Annotated in this window: 15 protein-coding genes; 8 read left to right on the forward strand and 7 right to left on the reverse strand. The window is 56.7% G+C overall.

The annotated features are described in order from the left end of the window. Positions 1-13 precede the first annotated feature (13 nt). Positions 14-2,461 (forward strand): glycogen phosphorylase, encoded by a 2,448-nt coding sequence (gene glgP / locus AB1287_RS16140; RefSeq protein WP_435618424.1) that lies wholly within the window; start codon positions 14-16, stop codon positions 2,459-2,461. Positions 2,462-2,574: 113 nt separating this feature from the next. On the opposite strand, the gene glpD is transcribed toward glgP, so the two are convergent. Further along, on the reverse strand, positions 2,575-4,116 hold the full coding sequence (glpD, locus tag AB1287_RS16145) for a glycerol-3-phosphate dehydrogenase (protein WP_435618475.1): 1,542 nt from the start codon (positions 4,114-4,116) through the stop codon (positions 2,575-2,577). 233 nt (positions 4,117-4,349) lie between these two features. Here glpD and glpE point away from each other — a divergent pair, with 233 nt between their 5' ends. The 3 genes from glpE to AB1287_RS16160 are packed head-to-tail and all read left to right on the forward strand — an operon-like array spanning position 4,350 to position 6,341. Continuing rightward, the gene (glpE, locus tag AB1287_RS16150) at positions 4,350-4,676 is read left to right on the forward strand and encodes a thiosulfate sulfurtransferase GlpE (protein ID WP_312629619.1); all 327 of its coding nucleotides are present in this window, start codon (positions 4,350-4,352) and stop codon (positions 4,674-4,676) included. A gap of 44 nt (positions 4,677-4,720) precedes the next feature. Continuing rightward, positions 4,721-5,551, forward strand: a complete 831-nt coding sequence (glpG, locus tag AB1287_RS16155; protein ID WP_435618425.1) for a rhomboid family intramembrane serine protease GlpG — start codon at positions 4,721-4,723, stop codon at positions 5,549-5,551. 31 nt (positions 5,552-5,582) lie between these two features. After that, the gene (locus AB1287_RS16160) at positions 5,583-6,341 is read left to right on the forward strand and encodes a DeoR/GlpR family transcriptional regulator (RefSeq protein ID WP_312629623.1); all 759 of its coding nucleotides are present in this window, start codon (positions 5,583-5,585) and stop codon (positions 6,339-6,341) included. A gap of 90 nt (positions 6,342-6,431) precedes the next feature. On the opposite strand, the gene malT is transcribed toward AB1287_RS16160, so the two are convergent. After that, a complete protein-coding gene (gene malT, locus AB1287_RS16165) occupies positions 6,432-9,137 on the reverse strand; it encodes an HTH-type transcriptional regulator MalT (RefSeq protein ID WP_435618426.1) in 2,706 nt (901 codons plus the stop codon). 570 nt (positions 9,138-9,707) lie between these two features. On the opposite strand from malT, the gene malP reads away from it, so the two are divergent. Further along, complete coding sequence (gene malP, locus AB1287_RS16170; RefSeq protein WP_435618427.1) at positions 9,708-12,098, forward strand: maltodextrin phosphorylase; 2,391 nt, start codon at positions 9,708-9,710, stop codon at positions 12,096-12,098. Between the two features lie 9 nt (positions 12,099-12,107). Beyond that, positions 12,108-14,189, forward strand: coding sequence for a 4-alpha-glucanotransferase (gene malQ / locus AB1287_RS16175; RefSeq protein WP_435618428.1), 2,082 nt, complete (start codon positions 12,108-12,110; stop codon positions 14,187-14,189). Between the two features lie 152 nt (positions 14,190-14,341). Here malQ and gntT read toward each other — a convergent pair whose 3' ends face one another. The 3 genes from gntT to gntX all read right to left on the reverse strand — a co-directional run bounded on the left by gntT (position 14,342) and on the right by gntX (position 17,302). Continuing rightward, a complete protein-coding gene (gntT, locus tag AB1287_RS16180; RefSeq protein ID WP_312629631.1) occupies positions 14,342-15,658 on the reverse strand; it encodes a gluconate transporter in 1,317 nt (438 codons plus the stop codon). Between the two features lie 335 nt (positions 15,659-15,993). After that, on the reverse strand, positions 15,994-16,569 hold the full coding sequence (gene nfuA, locus AB1287_RS16185; RefSeq protein ID WP_312629633.1) for a Fe-S biogenesis protein NfuA: 576 nt from the start codon (positions 16,567-16,569) through the stop codon (positions 15,994-15,996). 58 nt (positions 16,570-16,627) lie between these two features. Further along, a complete protein-coding gene (gene gntX / locus AB1287_RS16190) occupies positions 16,628-17,302 on the reverse strand; it encodes a DNA utilization protein GntX (protein ID WP_435618429.1) in 675 nt (224 codons plus the stop codon). A 38-nt stretch (positions 17,303-17,340) separates the two neighbouring features. Here gntX and bioH point away from each other — a divergent pair, with 38 nt between their 5' ends. After that, positions 17,341-18,105, forward strand: coding sequence for a pimeloyl-ACP methyl ester esterase BioH (gene bioH / locus AB1287_RS16195; protein WP_435618430.1), 765 nt, complete (start codon positions 17,341-17,343; stop codon positions 18,103-18,105). Positions 18,106-18,238: 133 nt separating this feature from the next. Beyond that, positions 18,239-18,508 carry a YdgH/BhsA/McbA-like domain containing protein gene (locus AB1287_RS16200; protein WP_312629653.1) on the forward strand — a complete coding sequence of 90 codons (270 nt, stop codon included), beginning with the start codon at positions 18,239-18,241 and terminating at the stop codon, positions 18,506-18,508. Positions 18,509-18,565: 57 nt separating this feature from the next. Here AB1287_RS16200 and feoC read toward each other — a convergent pair whose 3' ends face one another. After that, positions 18,566-18,802 carry a [Fe-S]-dependent transcriptional repressor FeoC gene (feoC, locus tag AB1287_RS16205; RefSeq protein ID WP_312629637.1) on the reverse strand — a complete coding sequence of 79 codons (237 nt, stop codon included), beginning with the start codon at positions 18,800-18,802 and terminating at the stop codon, positions 18,566-18,568. 10 nt (positions 18,803-18,812) lie between these two features. Further along, a complete protein-coding gene (gene feoB, locus AB1287_RS16210) occupies positions 18,813-21,134 on the reverse strand; it encodes a Fe(2+) transporter permease subunit FeoB (RefSeq protein WP_435618431.1) in 2,322 nt (773 codons plus the stop codon). Positions 21,135-21,162: the final 28 nt, after the last annotated feature.

Genomic DNA, 21,162 nt, shown 5'->3' on the forward strand with positions numbered 1-21,162 from the left:
AGGAACCATTTCTATGAATGCACCGTTTACCTATGCATCGCCGACACTCAGCGTTGAGGCACTGAAACACTCGATTGCCTATAAGCTGATGTTTACCATCGGGAAAGATCCGGCCATTGCCAACAAGCATGAATGGCTGAACGCCACGCTGTTTGCGGTGCGTGACCGTCTGGTGGAGCGCTGGCTGCGCTCTAACCGCGCCCAGCTGTCGCAGGAAGGCCGTCAGGTTTATTACCTGTCGATGGAGTTTTTGATTGGCCGCACCCTTTCCAATGCGCTGTTATCACTCGGTATTTATGAGGATGTCAAAAACGCGCTGGAAGGGATGGGGCTTGAGCTTGAAGAGCTGATTGACGAAGAGAATGACCCTGGCCTTGGCAACGGTGGCCTGGGGCGTCTGGCGGCCTGCTTCCTTGACTCACTGGCTACGCTCGGCCTGCCGGGGCGCGGCTACGGCATCCGCTACGACTACGGCATGTTCAAGCAGAACATCGTCGACGGGCGGCAGAAGGAGTCGCCGGACTACTGGCTGGAGTACGGTAACCCGTGGGAGTTTAAGCGTCACAACACCCGCTATGCGGTTCGCTTCGGCGGACGCATTCAGCAGGAAGGCAAGAAATCCCGCTGGGTGGAAACCGAAGAGATCCTGGCGGTGGCTTACGATCAAATTATTCCAGGCTATGACACCGACGCCACCAACACGCTGCGTCTGTGGAATGCGCAGGCCAGCAGCGAAATCAACCTTGGGAAGTTCAACCAGGGCGACTACTTCGCGGCGGTGGAGGATAAAAACCACTCCGAGAACGTTTCCCGCGTCCTGTACCCGGACGACTCGACCTATTCCGGGCGCGAGCTGCGCCTGCGCCAGGAGTATTTCCTGGTTTCAGCGACCGTGCAGGATATTCTCAGTCGTCACTACCAGCAGCATAAAACCTACAGCAACCTGGCGGCTAAAATCGCCATTCACCTCAACGATACGCACCCGGTGCTGTCGATTCCTGAGCTGATGCGTTTGCTGATCGACGAACACAAGTTTAGCTGGGATGAGGCGTTCGAGGTGACCTGCCAGGTCTTCTCCTACACCAACCACACGCTGATGAGTGAAGCGCTGGAAACCTGGCCGGTGGATATGCTCGGCAAAATTCTGCCGCGCCATCTGCAAATCATTTTTGAGATCAACGATTACTTCCTGAAGACGCTTCAGGAGCAGTATCCGAATGACACCGGCCTGCTGAGCCGCACGTCGATCATCGACGAATCCAATGGCCGTCGGGTGCGCATGGCGTGGCTGGCGGTGGTGATTAGTCACAAGGTCAACGGCGTGTCGGAGCTGCACTCGAACCTGATGGTGCAGTCGTTGTTTGCCGACTTTGCGAAGATATTCCCGATGCGTTTCACCAACGTGACCAACGGCGTGACGCCGCGCCGCTGGCTGGCGCTGGCCAACCCGTCGCTTTCTGACGTGCTGGATGAAAACATTGGTCGAACCTGGCGCACCGATTTGAGCCAGCTTAGCGAACTGGAGCAGCATCTTGATTACCCGCTGGTGAATCAGGCTGTCCACCACGCCAAGCTTGAGAACAAAAAGCGGCTGGCGGAGTACATCGCCCAGCAGCTCAACGTGGTGGTGAGTCCGAAGTCATTGTTTGACGTGCAGATTAAACGTATCCACGAGTACAAGCGTCAGCTGATGAACGTGCTGCATGTGATCACCCGCTACAACCGCATCAAGGCCGATCCGAACGCCGACTGGGTGCCACGCGTAAACATCTTCGCCGGGAAAGCCGCATCGGCGTACTACATGGCGAAGCACATTATTCATCTCATCAACGATGTGGCGAAGGTCATCAATAACGACCCGCAGATTGGCGACAAGCTGAAGGTGGTGTTTATCCCGAACTACAGCGTGAGTCTGGCGCAGGTGATCATTCCGGCGGCGGATCTCTCCGAGCAGATTTCACTGGCGGGAACGGAGGCCTCTGGCACCAGTAACATGAAGTTTGCCCTCAACGGCGCGCTGACCATCGGCACGCTGGACGGCGCGAACGTCGAGATGCTGGAACACGTCGGTGCGGAGAATATCTTTATCTTCGGTAACACGGCGGAAGAGGTTGAAGCGCTGCGCGCTCAGGGCTACAAGCCGCGGGATTACTATGATAAGGATGAAGAGCTGCATCAGGTGCTGACGCAAATCGCGACTGGCCTGTTCAGCCCTGAAGAGCCGGGCCGCTACCGTGACCTGGTGGATTCGCTGATTAACTTTGGCGATCACTATCAGGTGCTGGCGGATTACCGCAGCTACGTGGACTGTCAGGACAGCGTTGATGAGCTGTACCGCAACCCGGAAGAGTGGACCACCAAAGCGATGCGTAATATCGCCAACATGGGCTACTTCTCGTCGGACCGCACCATTCAGGAGTATGCGGATCACATCTGGCATATCGATCCGGTGAGATTGTAAAAAAATGCCCGGTGGCGGCTTCGCCTTACCGGGCCTACGGGATTCGCACAATGCTTTGATTATGTGGGTTTTGTAGGCCCGGCAAGCATTAGCGCCGCCGGGCATTTCGTCGACTACGACGCTAACGACAGATTACGCTTTCCCTCGTGCTGTACCAGCCATTGCGTAATGCGGGATTGCTCTTCGGCATTCAGCCACATGCCCTGTTTTGTGCGACGCCAGATAGCATCGTCGAGGCGACGCACCCATTCATGTTCTACCAGATAGCGCAGCTCGGCTTCGTAAAACTCATGTCCGAAATGCTCGCCTAAATCGGTAATCTCTTTCGCCTCACCCAGAATCCATTCGCTGTTGCTGCCGTAAGTGCGGGCAAAGTGGCGCGCCATGCCTTCGCTGATAAACGGATAGCGACGGCGGAGCTTCGCCGCGTAATCGTCGCGGTCACCTTCAATCTCGCCGCCAGGCAATACCGAGCCTTTCGTCCACGCCGGGCCGATGCCTTTGTAATACGGCGTCAGTTTTTCCAGCGCGTGCTCGGCGAGCTTACGGTAGGTCGTGAGCTTGCCGCCAAACACCGACAGCAGCGGCGCCTGACCGTTTACGTCGTGGATATCGAGCGTGTAGTCGCGGGTAATAGCCTGCGGGGAATCAGACTCGTCATCGCACAGCGGACGCACGCCGGAGTATGTCCAGACAATGTCATCGCGTCCAAGCTGCTTTTTAAAGTGGGCGTTATGTACCTTCAGCAGGTAGTTAATTTCGCTTTCGTCGATTTCGACATGCTTCGGATCGCCTTTGTATTCGACATCGGTGGTGCCGATAATCGAGAACTCATCCATCCACGGAATCACAAACACGATGCGTTTATCTTCGTTTTGCAGGATGTAGGCCTGTTTCTGGGTGTGCACGCGCGGGACCACGATGTGGCTGCCTTTGATCAGGCGAATGCCGTACGGTGATGGCAGATGCATCCCGTCGTCGAAGAACTGTTTCACCCACGGGCCGGTGGCATTCACCAGGCCGCGCGCCTGCCAGCTGAATTTCTCGCCGGTATCAATGTCTTCTGCCTCGACAATCCACAGGCCGTTTTCACGGCGCGCGGAAGTGGCGCGAGTGCGGGTTAATACTTCACCGCCTTTTTTCACCACCATTTGCGCGTTAGCAAGTACCAGGCGGGCATCGTCTACCCAACAGTCGGAATATTCGAAACCGCGCACGATTTCCGGCTTCAATACTGAATCGGCGCCAAAACGCAGCCCGGCTGATCCCGGCAGGCTGGTGCGTTTGCCGAGGTGATCGTACATCAGGCTGGTGCGTTTGCCGAGGTGATCGTACATAAAGAGGCCGATACGAATCATCCACGCCGGGCGCAGATGCGGACGGTGCGGCAAACGAAAGCGCATCGGGAAAGCGATATGTGGCGCCATCTTCAGCAGCACTTCACGCTCGGCCAGCGCTTCGCTCACCAGGCGGAATTCGTAGTGCTCCAGGTAGCGCAGCCCGCCGTGGATGAGCTTAGAGCTGGCGCTGGAGGTGGCACAGGCTAAATCCTGCGCCTCCAGCATCAGCACGGATAAACCACGCCCTGCGGCGTCTGCCGCGATACCGGCACCGTTGATGCCACCGCCTATCACAATCAGATCTTTGGTTTCCATGCTGCGCCCTCGTGCACTTTCGTTAAAGTTCATAAATGTTCGTTATCGCTCAATATAGCAAACAAACGCGCACTTGGTAACATCAAAAAAACATTTCAGGGTGATGCGTGTAACAAATTAGCGTTTCCCTGCCTCGGCGACGTACACTACGGAGTAAAATGTTTCCCTCTCCCTGGCCCTCTTCCAAAGGGAGAGGGAAACACACCGCACAATGACAAAAGAAAGAGAGCACCATGGATCAATTTGAATGTATCAACGTAGAAGAAGCGCACCAGAAGCTGCATCAGGGGCAGGCGGTAATGGTGGATATTCGCGATCCGCAGAGCTACGCAATGGGCCACACGCCGGATGCGTTTCATCTGACTAACGATACGCTCAACGCATTTATGCAGGACGTTGATTTCGACACCCCGGTGATGGTGATGTGCTATCACGGCAACAGCAGCAAAGGCGCGGCGCAGTATCTGCTGACGCAGGGTTACGATCGGGTTTACAGCGTGGACGGCGGTTTTGACGCCTGGCATCGCCATTTCCCGGCCGAAGTGGCGCACGGGAGCTGAGCAGGTATACTGTCCCCTTTTGTGTGGAATAAGCGACGTCCCGTATGCTGATGATTACCTCTTTTACCAACCCGCGCGTCGCCCAGGCGTTTGTTGACTACATGGCAACGCAGGGCATTATCCTGACGATTCAGCAACATACCCAAACGGACGTCTGGCTTGCCGACGAAAGTCAGGCGGCGAGGGTCGAGGCTGAGCTGGCCCGCTTTCTGGAGAACCCGGCCGATCCTCGCTATCTGGCCGCGAGCTGGCAGTCAGGCCACACCAACAGCGGCCTGCACTACCAGCGCTACCCTTTTCTGGCAACGCTGAAAAACAATGCCGGGCCGTTGACCTGGCTCATTCTCTGCGCCTGCATTCTGGTGTTTATTGTGATGAACGTGGCGGGCGATCAGGCGGTCATGCTGTGGCTGGCCTGGCCGTACGATGCATCTCAGCAGTTTGAATTCTGGCGCTATTTCACCCATGCCTTCATGCACTTCTCGCTGATGCATATCCTCTTCAACCTGCTATGGTGGTGGTATCTCGGCGGGATGGTGGAAAAGCGGGTTGGCAGCGGCAAACTGCTGGTGATTACGGTCATCAGTGTGCTGCTGAGCGGGTATGTACAACACAAGTTCAGCGGCCCGTGGTTCGGCGGTTTGTCGGGCGTGGTATACGCCCTGATGGGCTATGCATGGCTACGAGGTGAGCGCGATCCGCAAAGCGGCATTTACCTCCAGCGCGGTCTGATTATTTTCTCGCTGCTGTGGCTGGTGGTCGGCTGGCTGGATCTTTTCGGGATGTCGATTGCCAATGGCGCTCACGTCGCGGGCCTGGCCGTCGGGCTGGTGATGGCGTTCGCCGACACGCAGAATGTGCGAAAACGAACATAGCTATTGATTTAACGGATTCCAGGGATCTTGCATGAAACAAACACAACGTCATGACGCGATTATTGAACTGGTAAAAAAACAGGGTTATGTCAGCACGGAAGAGCTGGTGGAGCAGTTTTCCGTCAGCCCGCAAACCATTCGCCGCGATCTCAACGACCTCGCCGAACAGAAGATGATCCTGCGCCATCACGGCGGCGCGGCGCTGCCATCGAGCGCGGTCAACACCTCGTGGCAGGACAGGCGAACGACGCAGGCGGCGGAGAAAGAGCGAATTGCCCGCAAAGTGGCAAGCCAGATCCCCAACGGTGCCGCGCTGTTTATTGATATTGGCACCACGCCGGAAGCGGTGGCGCACGCGCTGCTGGAGCATTCGGATCTGCGTATCGTCACCAATAATCTCAATGTCGCCAATACGCTAATGGCGAAAGAGGATTTCCGCGTGATTCTGGCAGGCGGCGAGCTGCGCAGCCGCGATGGCGGCATTATCGGCGAAGCTACCCTCGATTTTATCTCCCAGTTCCGCCTGGACTACGGCATTCTCGGCATCAGCGGGATCGACAGCGACGGCTCGCTGCTGGAGTTTGACTATCACGAAGTGCGCACCAAACGGGCGATCATTGAAAACTCGCGCCACGTGATGCTGGTGGTGGATCACTCCAAGTTTGGCCGGAACGCGATGGTGAACATGGGCAGCATTAGCATGGTTGACGCGGTGTACACCGACGTGATGCCGCCTGCGGGCGTGATGCAGGTGATTGCAGAGAATAATATTCAGCTGGAGCTGTGCTGATTAACAGAATGTCGGGTGGCGGCTACGCCTTGCCCGACCTGGCGTGAGCAGGCCCGGCAAGCGCAGCGCCGCCGGGAAATGCCTTAAGAATTAAACCCCATATCCCATCATTTTCAGCAGCTGTTGGGCATGCTGTACGGCATCCTGGCGGTGCGCCACGCCGAGCTTCTGATACAGGTTACGGATATGCGTCTTAATGGTTGTGGCGGCCACGTCCAGCTCGCCTGCAATCTGATCGTTGCTGTAGCCGGAATAAATTAGCCCCAGGACCTGCCACTCGCGCTGAGTCAGCGGGCTGGTGCGAATCAGCTCCGGCACTTCCGGATGCGTTAACAGCCGTTCGACGAAGTTTTCGTCAAAATGCGCAAACTTATGCCGGTGATGCTGGTTGATCTCACGCAGAATGCGCTGGGCGCGATGCTGCTCCAGCTCCGGTAACGTGTTGAGCTGCAGCAGCTGACGCAGCTGCTGTGCCATCGCCTCGCCTTCAATCACAAAGTGGCTGATAAACCCGGTGCGGTTGGAAAGCGTTAGCGCCTCTATCAGTGCGAGCTGGGCGTCATTCTTCCTGTCTGCCTGCCAGTAGAGCTGGTTAAGCAGCAGCAGGTTGCGGTTGAGATCGCTCATCAGCCGCAGCGAGCGGGCGTTCTCATTCAGTTCTTCCAGCACCATTTCCGCCGACTCAAATTCGCCGAGCAGGATCTGTGCACGGGCAATGTTGCGCCACTGGCTTTGCAGGAAGTGGTTGTTGGCGAAGGCGGGTTTTGGCGTCTGGCGCAGCCAGTTGGCGGCGGATTTCTTATCGCCAATCATCTGCCAGTAAATCACCCGTACCTTATCGGCGTTGGACACCCAGTCGCTGTGGTACTGGCCGTTGCCGAGCAGGTTTTCCAGTCTATTCAGGTGGTTGCGGGCGTTATCAAGATCGCCACGCGCCAGTGAGCTTTGTACCAGCAGCGCCAGGCACTGCAGCTGCTGCTGTGGCTGATAGGTGGCGAGCACGTCCATACCATGGCGCGCGCTCAGCTCCGCTTCATCAAGACGAGCCCAGGCCCAGAGTAGCTGTGCGCGGATGCGCAGCAGGAATTCGTGCATTGGCAGCTGTTCGAGATGCTGCTCGCGAATGAGCTGGAACGCTTTTTCCTGAGTTTCCCAGGCGGCCTGCAGGAAGCCCTGCGCGAACAGGATTTCGCTTTGTTGAATCAGACTCCAGAGCGCGTAATGCCATACTTCATGGCGGCGCGCCATCTGCTCGGTTTGCTGCATGACCGCCAGAGATTTGCTGAGCTTGCCCTGGCAGTGCAGGACTTCGCCGTGAACGGAGGTCGCGACAATACGGCTGTAGAAGCTGGCGAGCGGCAGTTCATCGAGAGCGACCATGGCAAGACGTTCAGCTTCTTCAGCATCGCCGTCGTTAATGGCCACCTGTGCGCGCAGGGCATTGAAATCGCCGTGCAGGGTAGCATCCATCTCGCCGCTGACTTCTTCTTCCACGCGAGCGAGCAGGGTATTTACCTCGCTGTAGCGGTGCTGACTTTGCATCAGCCAGGCCTGCAACAGCACCAGCCGTGGGTTTTCCAGCAGGCTGTCCCACGGCAGGGCCGCCAGCGACTCTTCAAGCAGCGTCAGCTCGCTATGGTGGAACAGGCCCCAGGCATGATTAAGCAGGATATCGCGCAGCATGCTGGCGTCACCCGCCGACAGCGCGTGATGAATGGCTTCGCTCGGGAAGCCCTGCGCCATCCAGCTTTCCGCGGCGGCGCGATGGATATCCGGTAGTTCAGTCGCCAGCTCCCACTGACAGCGCTGGCGCAGGAAGCTACCGAACAGCGGGTGGAAGCTGAACCATTCGCCGGTGTTGTCCATGCGTTGCAGGAACAGACCCTGGCGTTCGATCTCTTCGAGCCGCATCTGGCCGTTCTCTTCGTTGGTAACCCGAACGATCAGCGCATCGTTCATTGAACGCAGCAGCGAGCTTTTCAGCAGGAAATGGCGGGTGGGAAGATCAACGTTATCCAGCACTTCATCCACCAGATAATCGGAGAGATGGCTGGCGTTGATGCCCGAGAGGCGACGTGCGGAGTGATGCGCAGCGCTGGTGTTTTGTCGCGCGGAGAGCGCAATCAGCTGAAGCGCGGTGGCCCAGCCCGCGACGTCGTCGCATATCCTGCTGCTTTCAGTGGCTTCAATCGGGGAAGTCAGGCGACAGTCAAAAAACTGCTTCGCTTCCTGATGGTTAAACGCCAGCTGCTGGCTGCCGATTTCCAGCAGCTCATCGCGCACCCGTAAATTAGCGATGCCAAGCTGTGGCAGGTTGCGCGACAGGACGACCAGCGTCATGTTTTCCGGCTGATGTCGCAGGAAGAAGCGCATGGCGTCGTGGATGACCGGGTTCGTGATGAGATGGTAGTCATCAATCACCAGCAGCAGCGGACGCTGCCAGGCGTTAAGCTCGATAAACAGCTGTGCAAACAGCGAGGTGAGGCTGGCGTATTGTCGCTTCTGCACCATGGTTTCGCTGGCGGCACAATGACCGTCCGTTGCCTGCTGGATTGCGGCAATCAGATAGCTGGCAAAACGTTCCTGCTGGTTATCCCCCTCATCGAGAGAAAACCATCCCAGATCGCTTTTCCCTGCTGCCCACTGTGAAATGAGTGTGGTTTTTCCGTAACCTGCCGGGCTGGTTACCAGCGCGAGACGGTAATTGTTCGCGCCGGAAAGTTTCGCCAGTAGCCGGTCGCGAACCACGGTGTGTTCAAGACGGACGGGACGACTTAATTTAGACGGAATCAACATAGGATTATCACTTCACTGTGCGAGTAAGAGTTTGTTTTTTTTCGCGCTTCGTAATTAATGTCTGTTAAGGTCAGGCATATGCTTAATTATTGCAAGTTATGTCCGATTTTTATGCTTATGATTTTGCACTCTGTCACAAATATCAATGAAGCATAAACGGTATCGCTGAAACCGGTGCCAGTGCGCATGAATGCTGGTTTCGTGAAATTGTTAAAGTGTGCGTTTCATCTATTTTTTAGGAACACGCAGAATCTTATTTTTCTTTTTTTCAGCAAAACATTTGTCGGTAAATACGCTTTTCAAATGAAAGGGATTCACGAATTGTTATTACGCGTAAGTAATGATTTCCCCGCCTTCCTGTATTTTACAAAACGTCTTTTCAATTTCACTTACGGGACGGGTATAAAGTGAGCAGAAACGCCGTTAACGGCTAACGTTATAGTGGCAACGATCACACTTTTTGCTCATCCCTGCTACTCCTCCCCGGCTAATCCCTGGCGGGATGAGGACGGTAAACAGGCTCCCCGGCACACTAGCGCCAACGTTTTAGCTAACAGGACTGGAATCCTTATGTCACAGCCGACCTTCGATAAAGCACAGTTTCAGGCAGCCCTGACGCGTCAGTGGCAGCGTATTGGCCTGCAGGCCGCAAACGACATGACCCCACATCAGTGGTGGCAGGCGGTGAGCGGTGCGTTGGCCGAACTGCTGGCGGCTCAACCGGTGGCGAAGCCGGAAAAAGGGCTGCGCCACGTGAACTACATTTCAATGGAGTTCCTGATTGGCCGTCTGACCGGTAATAACCTGCTGAACCTCGGCTGGTATCAGGAAGTGAGCGACGTGCTGAAGGCGCATGATGTTTCCCTGACGGACCTACTGGAACAGGAGCGTGACCCCGGGCTTGGAAATGGCGGTCTGGGGCGTCTGGCGGCCTGTTTCCTCGATTCGATGGCGACAGTTGGACAGGCAGGCATTGGCTATGGCCTCAATTATCAGTACGGCCTGTTCCGTCAGACCTTTGAGGACGGCCAGCAAATCGAAGCGCCGGACGACTGGCACCGCGGCAGCTATCCGTGGTTCCGCCACAATGAAGCGCTGGATGTGCAGGTCGGTATCGGCGGCAAAGTGGTAAAAGGTGACTGGCAACCTGCGTTCACGATGGTCGGTCAGGCCTGGGATTTGCCGGTGCTCGGCTACCGCAACGGCGTGGCGCAGCCGCTGCGCCTGTGGCAGGCGACCCACGCGCATCCGTTCAACCTGACCAAATTCAACGACGGCGATTTCCTGCGTGCCGAACAGCAGGGCATCGATGCCGACAAGCTGACCAAAGTGCTTTACCCGAACGACAACCATCTGGCGGGTAAAAAGCTGCGCCTGATGCAGCAGTATTTCCAGTGTGCCTGCTCGGTAGCGGATATTCTGCGTCGCCATCATCTGGCGGGCCGCAAGCTGGCGGAGTTGCCAAAGTTCGAAGTCATTCAGCTTAACGATACTCACCCGACTATTGCCATTCCTGAACTGCTGCGCGTGCTGCTCGATGAGCACCAGCTAAGCTGGGACGACGCCTGGGCCATCACCAGCAAAACCTTCGCCTACACCAACCACACCCTGATGCCGGAAGCGCTTGAGTGCTGGGATGAGAAGCTGGTGAAGGTGCTGCTGCCGCGCCATATGCAGATCATCAACGAAATCAACAAGCGCTTTAAAGTGCTGGTCGACAAAACCTGGCCGGGTGACGAAGCCGTTTGGGCGAAACTGGCGGTGGTGCACGATAAACAAGTACGTATGGCGAACATGTGTGTGGTGAGCGGCTTTGCAGTGAACGGCGTGGCCGCGCTCCATTCCGATCTGGTGGTGAAAGATCTGTTCCCGGAATATCACCAGCTTTGGCCGAACAAGTTCCACAACGTCACCAACGGCATCACGCCGCGCCGCTGGATCAAACAATGTAACCCGCAGCTTGCAGCGCTGTTCGACAAGACGCTGAAAAAAGAGTGGGCCAACGATCTCGACCAGCTGATTAAGCTTGAAAAACACGCCGACGATGCGAAGTTCCGTAAAACCTGGCGCGACATTAAGCTTGCCAACAAGCAGCGCCTGGCGGCGTTTGTGAAGCAGCGCACCGGTATTGATATCAACCCGGAAGCCATTTTCGATATTCAGATTAAACGCCTGCACGAGTACAAACGCCAGCACCTGAACCTGCTGCATATTCTCGCGCTTTACAAAGAGATCCGCGAGAACCCGAAAGCGGATCGCGTACCGCGCGTGTTCCTGTTTGGCGCGAAAGCCGCACCGGGCTATTACCTGGCGAAGAACATCATTTTTGCTATCAACAAAGTGGCGGAAGCGATCAACAACGATCCGAAGGTGGGTGACAAGCTGAAGGTGGTGTTCCTGCCGGACTACTGCGTATCGGCGGCAGAGCTGCTGATCCCGGCGGTGGATGTTTCCGAACAGATTTCAACGGCGGGGAAAGAAGCCTCCGGCACCGGCAACATGAAGCTCGCGCTGAACGGCGCCCTGACGGTCGGCACGCTCGACGGCGCTAACGTCGAAATCGCTGAGCAGGTTGGCGATGAGAACATCTTCATCTTCGGCCATACCGTGGAAGAGGTTAAGGCGCTGAAAGCTAAAGGCTACGACCCGGTGAAATGGCGCAAGAAAGACAAAGTGCTGGATGCGGTGCTGAAGGAGCTGGAAAGCGGCAAATACAGCGGCGGCGACAAGCACGCGTTTGACCAGATGCTGCACAGCATCGGTAAGCAGGGCGGCGACCCGTATCTGGTGCTGGCGGACTTCGCGGCCTACGTGGAAGCGCAGAAGCAGGTGGACGTGCTGTACCGTGACCAGGAAGCCTGGACCCGCGCGGCGATCCTCAACAGCGCGCGCTGCGGTATGTTCAGCTCGGACCGTTCAATCCGCGATTATCAGAGCCGTATCTGGCAGGAAAAACGTTAAGGGAGTGCTATGGAGAGCAAACGTCTGGACGCTGCCGCGCAGGCGGCGGGCATCAGTCCAAGCTACATCAATGCCCACGGCAAACCACAGTCTATTGGTGCTGACACCAAGCGGCGTTTGCTGGATGCAATGCATCACACGGCCACGAAAGTGGCCGTCACGCCGGTGCCGAACGTGCTGGTCTTCACCCACGGTAAAAAAATGTCGTTTCCGGTGGAAGGCCGCGGTGAGTTTCACTGGATGCTGACGACCGAAGAGGGTGCGCAGCATCAGGGGAATGCGACGGCAGGCAAAGCGCTGAATTTACCTTCGCGTCTTCCGGAGGGTTATCACACTCTGACGCTGACGCAGAGCGACCATCGCTGGCATTGCCGGGTGATTATTGCCCCCGAACGTTGCTACGAGCCGCAGGCGCTGAAGCAGGGAAAAAAGCTGTGGGGCAGCTGCGTGCAGCTCTACACCCTGCGTTCCAAAAATAACTGGGGCATCGGCGATTTCGGCGATCTGCAGGCGATGCTACCGGAAATCGCCCGTCGCGGCGGATCGTTTATCGGTCTGAACCCGATTCATGCGCTTTACCCGGCGAACCCGGAGAGCGCCAGCCCGTATAGCCCGTCTTCCCGCCGCTGGCTGAACGTGATTTATATCGACGTGACTGCGGTGGAAGATTTTAGCCTCAGTAAAGAGGCGCAGGCGTGGTGGAAGCTATCCACCACACAGCAGGCGCTAAAATCGGCACGCGATGCTGAATGGGTCGACTATGCGACCGTTACCGCGCTGAAAATGACCGCGCTGCGCATGGCATGGAAAGGTTTCTCGCAGCGTGATGACGACCGGATGGCGGCGTTTCGCCAGTTCGCGCTCAACGAGGGTGAAAGCCTGTACTGGCAGGCGGCGTTTGATGCCCTGCACGCGTATCAGGTGAAAGAGGACGAAATGCGCTGGGGCTGGCCGGCCTGGCCGGAGGCGTACCAGACTATCGACAGTCCGGAAGTGAAGGCGTTTTGCCAGAAGCATGCAGACGAAGTGGATTTCTTCCTCTGGCTGCAATGGCTGGCGTATTGCCAGTTCGCGGCCTGCTGGAACGTCTGTCAGCAGTACGAAATGCCGATTGGCCTGTATCGTGACCTGGCGGTAGGCGTCGCTGAGGGCGGTTCCGAGACCTGGTGCGATCGCGAACTCTATTGCCTGAAGGCCTCCGTGGGGGCACCGCCGGATATTCTGGGGCCGCTGGGGCAAAACTGGGGCCTGCCGCCGATGGATCCGCACATCATTGCCGCGCGAGCCTACGAACCCTTTATCGAGTTGCTGCGCGCCAATATGCAAAACTGCGGCGCGCTGCGTATCGACCACGTGATGTCGGTCCTGCGCCTGTGGTGGATCCCATACGGCGAAACGGCGGATCACGGTGCTTATGTGTACTATCCGGTAGACGATCTGCTGTCGATTCTGGCGCTGGAGAGTAAGCGTCACCAGTGCATGGTAATCGGCGAAGATCTGGGGACGGTGCCGGTAGAAATCGTCGGCAAATTGCGCAAAAGCGGCGTGTACTCTTACAAGGTGCTCTATTTCGAAAGCGATCATGAGAAGACCTTCCGCGCGCCAAAGGCATATCCGGAACAGTCGATGGCGGTTGCCACTACTCACGATCTGCCCACGCTGCGTGGCTACTGGGAAAGCGGCGATTTGACGCTTGGCAAAACGCTGGGCTTGTACCCTGACGAGGTGATTCTGCGCGGCCTGTATCAGGATCGTGAACTGGCGAAACAAGGGCTGCTGGACGCCCTGCATAACTATGGCTGTCTGCCAAAGCGTGCCGGACATAAGGCGTCGCTGATGAGCATGACCAGCACGCTGAGCCGTGGGATGCAGCGCTATATTGCCGACAGCCATAGCGCGCTGCTTGGCCTGCAGCCGGAAGACTGGCTGGATATGGCTGCCCCGGTGAACATCCCGGGCACCAGCTATCAGTACAAAAACTGGCGGCGCAAGCTCTCCACTTCGCTTGAGGCGATGTTTGCCGATAAAACCGTGAACAAGCTGATTAAAGATCTGGATAAGCGCAGGAAAGCGGCGGGGAAACAGAAGTAAAACGAACCTGGGGGCGCTTTGCCCGCAAGGCTCGTTCATTTATTTTGCCGGATGGCGGTGTAAACACCTTATCCGGCCTACAAAATTTACCCATCCCTCAGGCCTGATTTGTAGGCCAGGTAAGGCATCAGCCGTCACCTGGCAATCAGCGCTTAAACCACCATGCCGAGCAGCAGACAGCCGATGAGGCCGCAGACGGAGATAATGGTTTCCAGCATCGACCAGGATTTGATGGTCTCGCCGATGGTCAGGTTGAAGTACTCTTTGAACAGCCAGAAGCCCGGATCGTTCACGTGAGAGAAGATAACGCTGCCGGAGCCGACAGCGATAACCATCAGCTCAGGGCTGACGCCGGTCGTGGCGATAAGCGGTGCTACGATACCACCCGCCGTGATCGCCGCCACCGTCGCTGAACCGAGTGCGATACGCAGAACAGCAGCAATCGACCAGGCCATGAAGATGGGGGAGACGTTGGTTTCATGCATCATGGAGGCGATGTATTTATCCACGCCGCTGTCGACCAGAACCTGCTTGAAGGCGCCGCCGCCGCCGATGATCAGCAGCATCATCGCAATGATTTTAATCGCTGAAGTCAGAGTATCGTTAATCTGATCCATAGAGCGACCGCGGTTCAGACCAAAGGTGAACAGGGCAATCAGCACCGCGATGAGCGTTGCCATGACCGGGTCGCCAAGGAATTCCGCTACCGGCAGGAAGGCGTGGCCTTGTGGCAGCACCATTTCTGCAATGGCACGCATCGCCATCAGCACTACCGGCACCAGGGAAGTCCAGACGCTGACGCCGAAGCTCGGCATCTCTTCTTCCGTAAAGGTCTTCGCGTTGTAGAGGCCTTCCGGGATCGGCTTGTCGATGCCCTTCAGGCAGCGGGCAAATACCGGCCCGGCGAGGATCACGGTCGGGATGGCCAGAATAGTGCCGAACAGCAGGGTTTTCCCCATATCAGCGTGGAAGATGGTGGCAATAGCGGTTGGGCCCGGATGCGGCGGCAGGAAGCCGTGGGTCACGGAGAGTGCAGCCGCCATCGGCACGCCGACATACAGCAGCGGAATATTGGCCGCAGCGGCAATGGTGAACACCAGAGGCAGCATCAGCACAAAGCCCACTTCATAGAACAGCGCAAAGCCAACGGTGAAGCCGGTTAACACCACCGCCCACTGAATGTGCTTTTTACCAAACTTCGCGATAAGCGTCGTGGCGATGCGCTGAGCGCCGCCGCAGTCTGCCAGCATTTTGCCGAGCATTGCGCCGAAGCCCATGATCAGCGCCAGGCTGCCGAGCGTACCGCCCACGCCGGTTTTGATAGAGCCGATGACTTTAACTAACGGCATGCCCTGCATCAGACCGACTGCAAGCGCGACCAGTACCAGAGCGATAAATCCGTTCAGCTTGAAGCGGATCATCAGGAGCAGTAATAACGCAACACCGATAGCGACAATGACTAATGGCATGATTTATCTGACCTTTTATTTGTTATGGGTAACGTTGTAATGCCAACGTTTCTGTTAGCTTGTCCCTGGCCGGGAACAGAGATATTACGGCACTGTGAACGTTGAGGGTTTTCCTGAACCAGGATAGCTGACCTTAATTATGGCAGCAGTGCTTGCCGGTGATGATACGGGTAACATTGCCAGAATGAGAATCACCTGAAGTGTGAAAATTTCAATTGTGAGACTTAAGTCATACTCTTTGGGTGGGAATGGCAGGGTAAGGGCAGAAGAACGTGAGGATTATCGGCGCGTGCGTGGGGGAGGAAATATCGGCCCGACGAGCGGGCCGGAGGAAATCAGTAGTAGGAGTGCTCGCCGCGCTGGTGTTCGGTCAGATCGCGAACGCCTTTCAGCTCAGGGAATTCGTTCAGCAGCTGCTTCTCGATCCCTTCTTTCAGCGTCACGTCTACCATTGAACAACCGTTACAGCCGCCGCCAAACTGCAGAATGGCGAGGCCGTCTTCGGTGATTTCCATCAGCGATACGCGACCGCCGTGGCCGGCGAGCTGAGGGTTAATCTGCGACTGTAGCAGATATTCCACGCGTTCCATCAGCGGCGCATCGTCAGAGACTTTACGCATTTTGGCGTTCGGCGCTTTCAGCGTCAGCTGGGAACCTAACTGATCGGTCACAAAGTCGATTTCCGCATCATCCAGATAGGGCGCGCTTAGCTCATCGACATACGCGGTCAGCAGGTCAAATTTCAGGGCAGTGTCACTGGCTTCCACCGCATCCGGCGGGCAGTAAGATACGCCACATTCAGCATTTGGGGTGCCCGGGTTAATCACAAATACGCGGATTTGTGTCCCTTCTTCCTGATTTGCCAGCAGTTTGGCAAAGTGCGCTTGTGCAGCATCGGAAATACGGATCATAGCTTTGGCCTAATAGTTGACTACTTTAGTCGGTTATAATACGCCCATCACAGAGGGTCTACAAGGTGCGACACAGGCACCATACCTGAACTGATGCCGCGCCGTTTCGCAAAAGCAGGCGGGAAAGTTCGGCTACGGTACTGCCGGTCGTGACGACATCGTCCACCAGAGCGATATGGAGCCCTGCCACCGGGAATTCAAGCTGAAACGCATTTTTCAGGTTCTGTTTGCGCCGCTTCGCCGAAAGCTGGTGCTGGGTGGCCGTGGGCCGGATACGGCGGATTGCTTCACGGGCATAATGAATTGCCAGCCAGCGGGCAAGCGGGCGACACAGCTCATCGGCCTGGTTGTAGCCTCGTCGCCAGCGGCGCTTTTGCCAGAGCGGTACGGCAATCAGCAAATCCGGTTTGGGTCGCCGTTGCGTCTGCTTCAGGCGCAACAGCAGCAGTCGGGCAAGCGCCTTCGCCAGCTCAGGGTGATTGTTAAACTTCCACCTTTGCACCAGCAGCGAAAGCGGAGCAACGTAATCATTCACCGTGACCAGCCACTGCCACGGCGGTTCATGGCGCAGGCAACGCCCGCAGGGCATTTTGCTGTGAGTCGCGGGCAGCCCGCACTGGGGGCAAAGGGACAGGCAAGGGCTAACGGCGCGGGTGCAGCGGGAGCAGAGACCCCAGTGTGGGAGCTTCAGCGGCATTTGGCATAGCCAGCATAAGCCGTGGGCTGTTAGCATGTTTTCCCTCCTGATTCGAAGAATGAGAACAATAACGGATGAAAGACATCTGGTGGCAAACCAAAGGCGAAGGAAAGAGTCATCTTGTGCTGCTGCACGGATGGGGGCTGAACGCGGAGGTGTGGGATTGCATAACGCCGGAACTGAGCTCGCATTTCACGCTGCATCTGGTGGATTTGCCGGGCTTCGGGCGAAGCACTGGTTTTGGGGCGTTATCCCTTGAAGAGATGACCCGTCTGGTTCTGGCGAAAGCCCCTGAAAAAGCGATTTGGCTAGGCTGGAGCCTCGGAGGGCTGGTTGCGAGCCAGGCAGCGCTGACGGCACCCGATCGCGTGCAGGCGCTGGTTACCGTCGCGTCGTCCCCGTGCTTTACCGCTCACGATAACTGGCCGGGCATCAAGCCTGATGTGCTGTCGGGTTTTCAGCGCCAGCTTAGCGAAGATTTTCAGCGCACGGTGGAGCGTTTTCTGGCCTTGCAAACGCTGGGAACCGAAAGTGCCCGGCAGGACGCCCGCAGGTTGAAAAGTGCCGTGCTGGCACTGCCAATGCCTTCGGTGGAGGTGCTGAATGGTGGGCTGGAGATCCTGAAAACCGCCGACCTGCGTGAGGCATTAAGCGGCCTGACGTTGCCGTTCCTGCGGCTCTATGGTCACCTTGACGGACTGGTGCCGCGAAGGGTGGTCCCGCTGCTTGACGAGCTGTGGCCTCAGAGCCGTTCAATCGTTTTTCCTAAAGCGGCGCATGCCCCATTTATTTCGCATTCGTCCCTCTTTGTTAATTCATTGTTAACCTTAACATCATAGAAAATCTGAATTTTTCCTTCTCAGTTGGCAAAAGTCTGCATCCTCAACAATACTCATTTCAGGTTGCGGCAGGTCGCCTGCCGAACTGGATGCAGGTATGAAATGACCAATAAAATCTATGGAGAGTATGGCTATGAAACTTGTGAAGGGTATTGTTACCGCTCTGGTTATGGGATCGATCTCTTTTGGTGCATTTGCCGCAAAGGAGATTCAGAAGGACGATGTAGCCAAAATGAACCTGACTAAAATTGGTTCAATCACGACGTCCAGAACAACCTCGCCGATGGATGCGAAGAGAGATCTGTCGAAGAAAGCCGATGAGCTGGGCGGCCAATATTTTGTCGTCATTGCTGGCGAAAAGAATGAGAAAACCGTTCACGCGAACGCCGACGTTTACAAATAAGTCAGCGAGCACAGATAAGTAAAAAGCGGGCCTCTGGCCCGCTTCTTCATTTCTGACTTACTGCAACACCCACCATTCACGCAGGCAGGCTTTGCCTTCCGGGCAGCTTCTGCAACTGCCGCTCAGACAATCATTCGGCTCTTCGGCCACACGTTTTGCTTTACCCATGGCTTCCATGCGCATCAGCATGGCGTCAATCATCGGCTGCGGCGTGTGCAGCACGCGACTCAGCTGTTGTGCCTCCATGCGGCCCTGTAAAGCCAATATATCCCGCAGTTCAATCATTGAGGCCATCGTATGCTCCTTAGTGGCAGTCGCCAGCCGGACTGCTGCAGCAGCTTTCGACGGTTTTACGCGTTGCCAGCAGATTCACATTCACGCGGCTGCGGGCGCGGCGCAGCATGCCAAGCACCACTACGTTAAACAAGACCACCGCCAGAATGCAGACCAGGCTATAGCGCGGATGCTGCTGGAAGCTCGATACCTGATAGAACAACGTGGACAGCGAGTAGGCGATATTCAGCCCCCACAGGACGGAGAAGCCCATCCAGCCGCGGCTCGATTCGCGGGCAATCGCGCCCATCACCGAGATGCACGGAATATAGAGCAGGACGAAAATCAGGTAGCTGTAAGCTGCCGCTGCGCTGCCGAATTTGCTGCTCATCACGCCCATTGCGCCCGTTGCCATTTCACCGTCGCCTTTACTGGCTTCAATCGGGTTGGCCAGTACGCTCAGGCTGAAGGTATCTTTCAGGCTCTGCCAGGTTTCCTGTGCGGCGCCGCCCAGTTCATCGAGCAGGTTAAACTCCGCAGGGTTGAACTCTTCCTGCTGGATGTTTTCAGCGGTGTAGAGGGTGTTCAGCGTGCCCACAACCACTTCTTTCGCCATCGCGCCGGTGAACAAGCCGACGGTGGCCTGCCAGTTATCTTCGTGAACGCCAATGGGTTTAAACAGCGGGGTAATCACCTGGCTGACGGAGGCCAGCGCTGAATCATTAATGTTATCCGCGGCTTTACCGCTCAGCGTGAAGCTGTTCAGTGCGCTAAGGAAAATACTGACGATAACGATGACTTTACCGGCGCGCAGGACGAAGCCTTTCAGGCGCTGCCAGGTCTGGATTATCAGGCTTTTCAGATGCGGAACGTGGTAAACCGGCAGCTCCATCACGAACGGCGACGCTTCGCCGCGCATGATGGTGTGCTTAAGCATCAGTCCGGTGAGGATAGCCATCACGATGCCGAGAACGTAAAGCGAGAACACGGCCAGCGCGCCTTCCTGCCCGAAGAACGCCGCCGCGAAGACCGCGAAAATCGCCAGGCGAGCGCCACAGGACATAAACGGCGCCATCATGATGGTCATAAGGCGTTCACGCGGTGCATCGAGCGTGCGCGCGCCCATTACCGACGGCACGTTACAGCCGAAGCCGACAATTAACGGGACGAATGATTTGCCCGGCAGGCCAAGCGACTGCATCAGGCGATCCATAACGAAGGCCGCACGGGCCATGTAGCCGGAATCCTCAAGGAAGGAGAGGAACAGATACATCATCCCAATTTGTGGTACCAGCGGCAGCACGGTGTTGATGCCGCCGCCAAGCCCCTGGGCGAGGAAAATCGTCAGCCACTCCGGGAAGTGCAGCGTTGCACCGAGCCACTGAATGCCGTGGATGAAAATCGCCACCGAGCCGGCATCGAAAATCGGCTGAAGGGCACCGCCGATGTTGATCGCCAGCAGGAACATCAGGTACATGACGAACAGGAAAATCGGCAGGCCCAGGAAACGATTAAGAATGACTTTGTCGACGGCGGTGGTGAAACGGCTTGGTTCGGCGGTTAGCGTGTTGCTCACCACGTCGCACACCGCAGCGATGGACTGATAGCGGGCGTCTGCAATGTGCAATGCCGGGTCGTCCATTTCCGTATTCAGGCGCTGTATCGCTTCGGCAAGCTGCTGCTGCGCGGCGCCGCCGGCGTAGGCCAGGCTGTAGATATCGCCTTCCAGCATTTGCAGGCCCAGCCAGTGGCGCTGCCTGGACGGCATGGCCTGAGGCATCATTTCGGCCAGTTCAGCGGATTCACGCAGCAAAGGCTGCGCGTACTGAACCAGTTCTACATCGTCATTGCGCTGGTGGCGGTCAATCGCCATTTTCAGCGCCTCGATACCGCGTCCGCGCGTGGACACCAGCGGAATAACCGGGCAGCCCAGACGTTTTGCCAGCGCGTCCACCTCAATGCGGATTTGCTGCTTTTCAGCAATATCGAGCATGTTCAGCGCGACGACGCACGGAATGCCGAGCTCCAGCAGCTGCAGCGTCAGGTAGAGGTTACGCTCCAGGTTGGAGGCGTCGACCACGTTAATCAGCAGGTCGGCATCGCCACTCAGAATATAGTGGCAGGCAATCTGTTCATCGAGCGAAGTTTGTGAGGAAATTGTCGTGAGAGAATAAGTTCCCGGCAGGTCGACCAGCGTCACCTGATTATCGGTGGTGGTAAACTGGCCTTCTTTACGCTCGACCGTTACGCCTGCCCAGTTACCTACACGCTGGCGTGCGCCGGTCAGCTGATTAAATAAGGTGGTCTTCCCGGAATTCGGGTTGCCAATTAATCCGATGGTTAATTTCTTCATTTTTCAGGACTCTCGGTGTCTGGCAGGA

Origin of the sequence: Scandinavium sp. UTDF21-P1B (genome assembly GCF_040750395.1) — a bacterium.
Taxonomy (GTDB): Bacteria; Pseudomonadota; Gammaproteobacteria; order Enterobacterales; family Enterobacteriaceae; genus Scandinavium.

What these genes read in the sequence shown, in the direction of transcription:
- malQ (WP_435618428.1), top strand. Translation starts at nt 12,108, where the DNA reads ATGGAGAGCAAACGTCTGGACGCTGCCGCGCAGGCGGCGGGCATCAGT.
- bioH (WP_435618430.1), top strand. Translation starts at nt 17,341, where the DNA reads ATGAAAGACATCTGGTGGCAAACCAAAGGCGAAGGAAAGAGTCATCTT.
- nfuA (WP_312629633.1), bottom strand. Translation starts at nt 16,569, where the DNA reads ATGATCCGTATTTCCGATGCTGCACAAGCGCACTTTGCCAAACTGCTG.
- gntX (WP_435618429.1), bottom strand. Translation starts at nt 17,302, where the DNA reads ATGCTAACAGCCCACGGCTTATGCTGGCTATGCCAAATGCCGCTGAAG.
- glpG (WP_435618425.1), top strand. Translation starts at nt 4,721, where the DNA reads ATGCTGATGATTACCTCTTTTACCAACCCGCGCGTCGCCCAGGCGTTT.
- feoB (WP_435618431.1), bottom strand. Translation starts at nt 21,134, where the DNA reads ATGAAGAAATTAACCATCGGATTAATTGGCAACCCGAATTCCGGGAAG.
- malP (WP_435618427.1), top strand. Translation starts at nt 9,708, where the DNA reads ATGTCACAGCCGACCTTCGATAAAGCACAGTTTCAGGCAGCCCTGACG.
- gntT (WP_312629631.1), bottom strand. Translation starts at nt 15,658, where the DNA reads ATGCCATTAGTCATTGTCGCTATCGGTGTTGCGTTATTACTGCTCCTG.
- feoC (WP_312629637.1), bottom strand. Translation starts at nt 18,802, where the DNA reads ATGGCCTCAATGATTGAACTGCGGGATATATTGGCTTTACAGGGCCGC.
- AB1287_RS16160 (WP_312629623.1), top strand. Translation starts at nt 5,583, where the DNA reads ATGAAACAAACACAACGTCATGACGCGATTATTGAACTGGTAAAAAAA.
- glpD (WP_435618475.1), bottom strand. Translation starts at nt 4,116, where the DNA reads ATGGAAACCAAAGATCTGATTGTGATAGGCGGTGGCATCAACGGTGCC.
- AB1287_RS16200 (WP_312629653.1), top strand. Translation starts at nt 18,239, where the DNA reads ATGAAACTTGTGAAGGGTATTGTTACCGCTCTGGTTATGGGATCGATC.
- glgP (WP_435618424.1), top strand. Translation starts at nt 14, where the DNA reads ATGAATGCACCGTTTACCTATGCATCGCCGACACTCAGCGTTGAGGCA.
- glpE (WP_312629619.1), top strand. Translation starts at nt 4,350, where the DNA reads ATGGATCAATTTGAATGTATCAACGTAGAAGAAGCGCACCAGAAGCTG.
- malT (WP_435618426.1), bottom strand. Translation starts at nt 9,137, where the DNA reads ATGTTGATTCCGTCTAAATTAAGTCGTCCCGTCCGTCTTGAACACACC.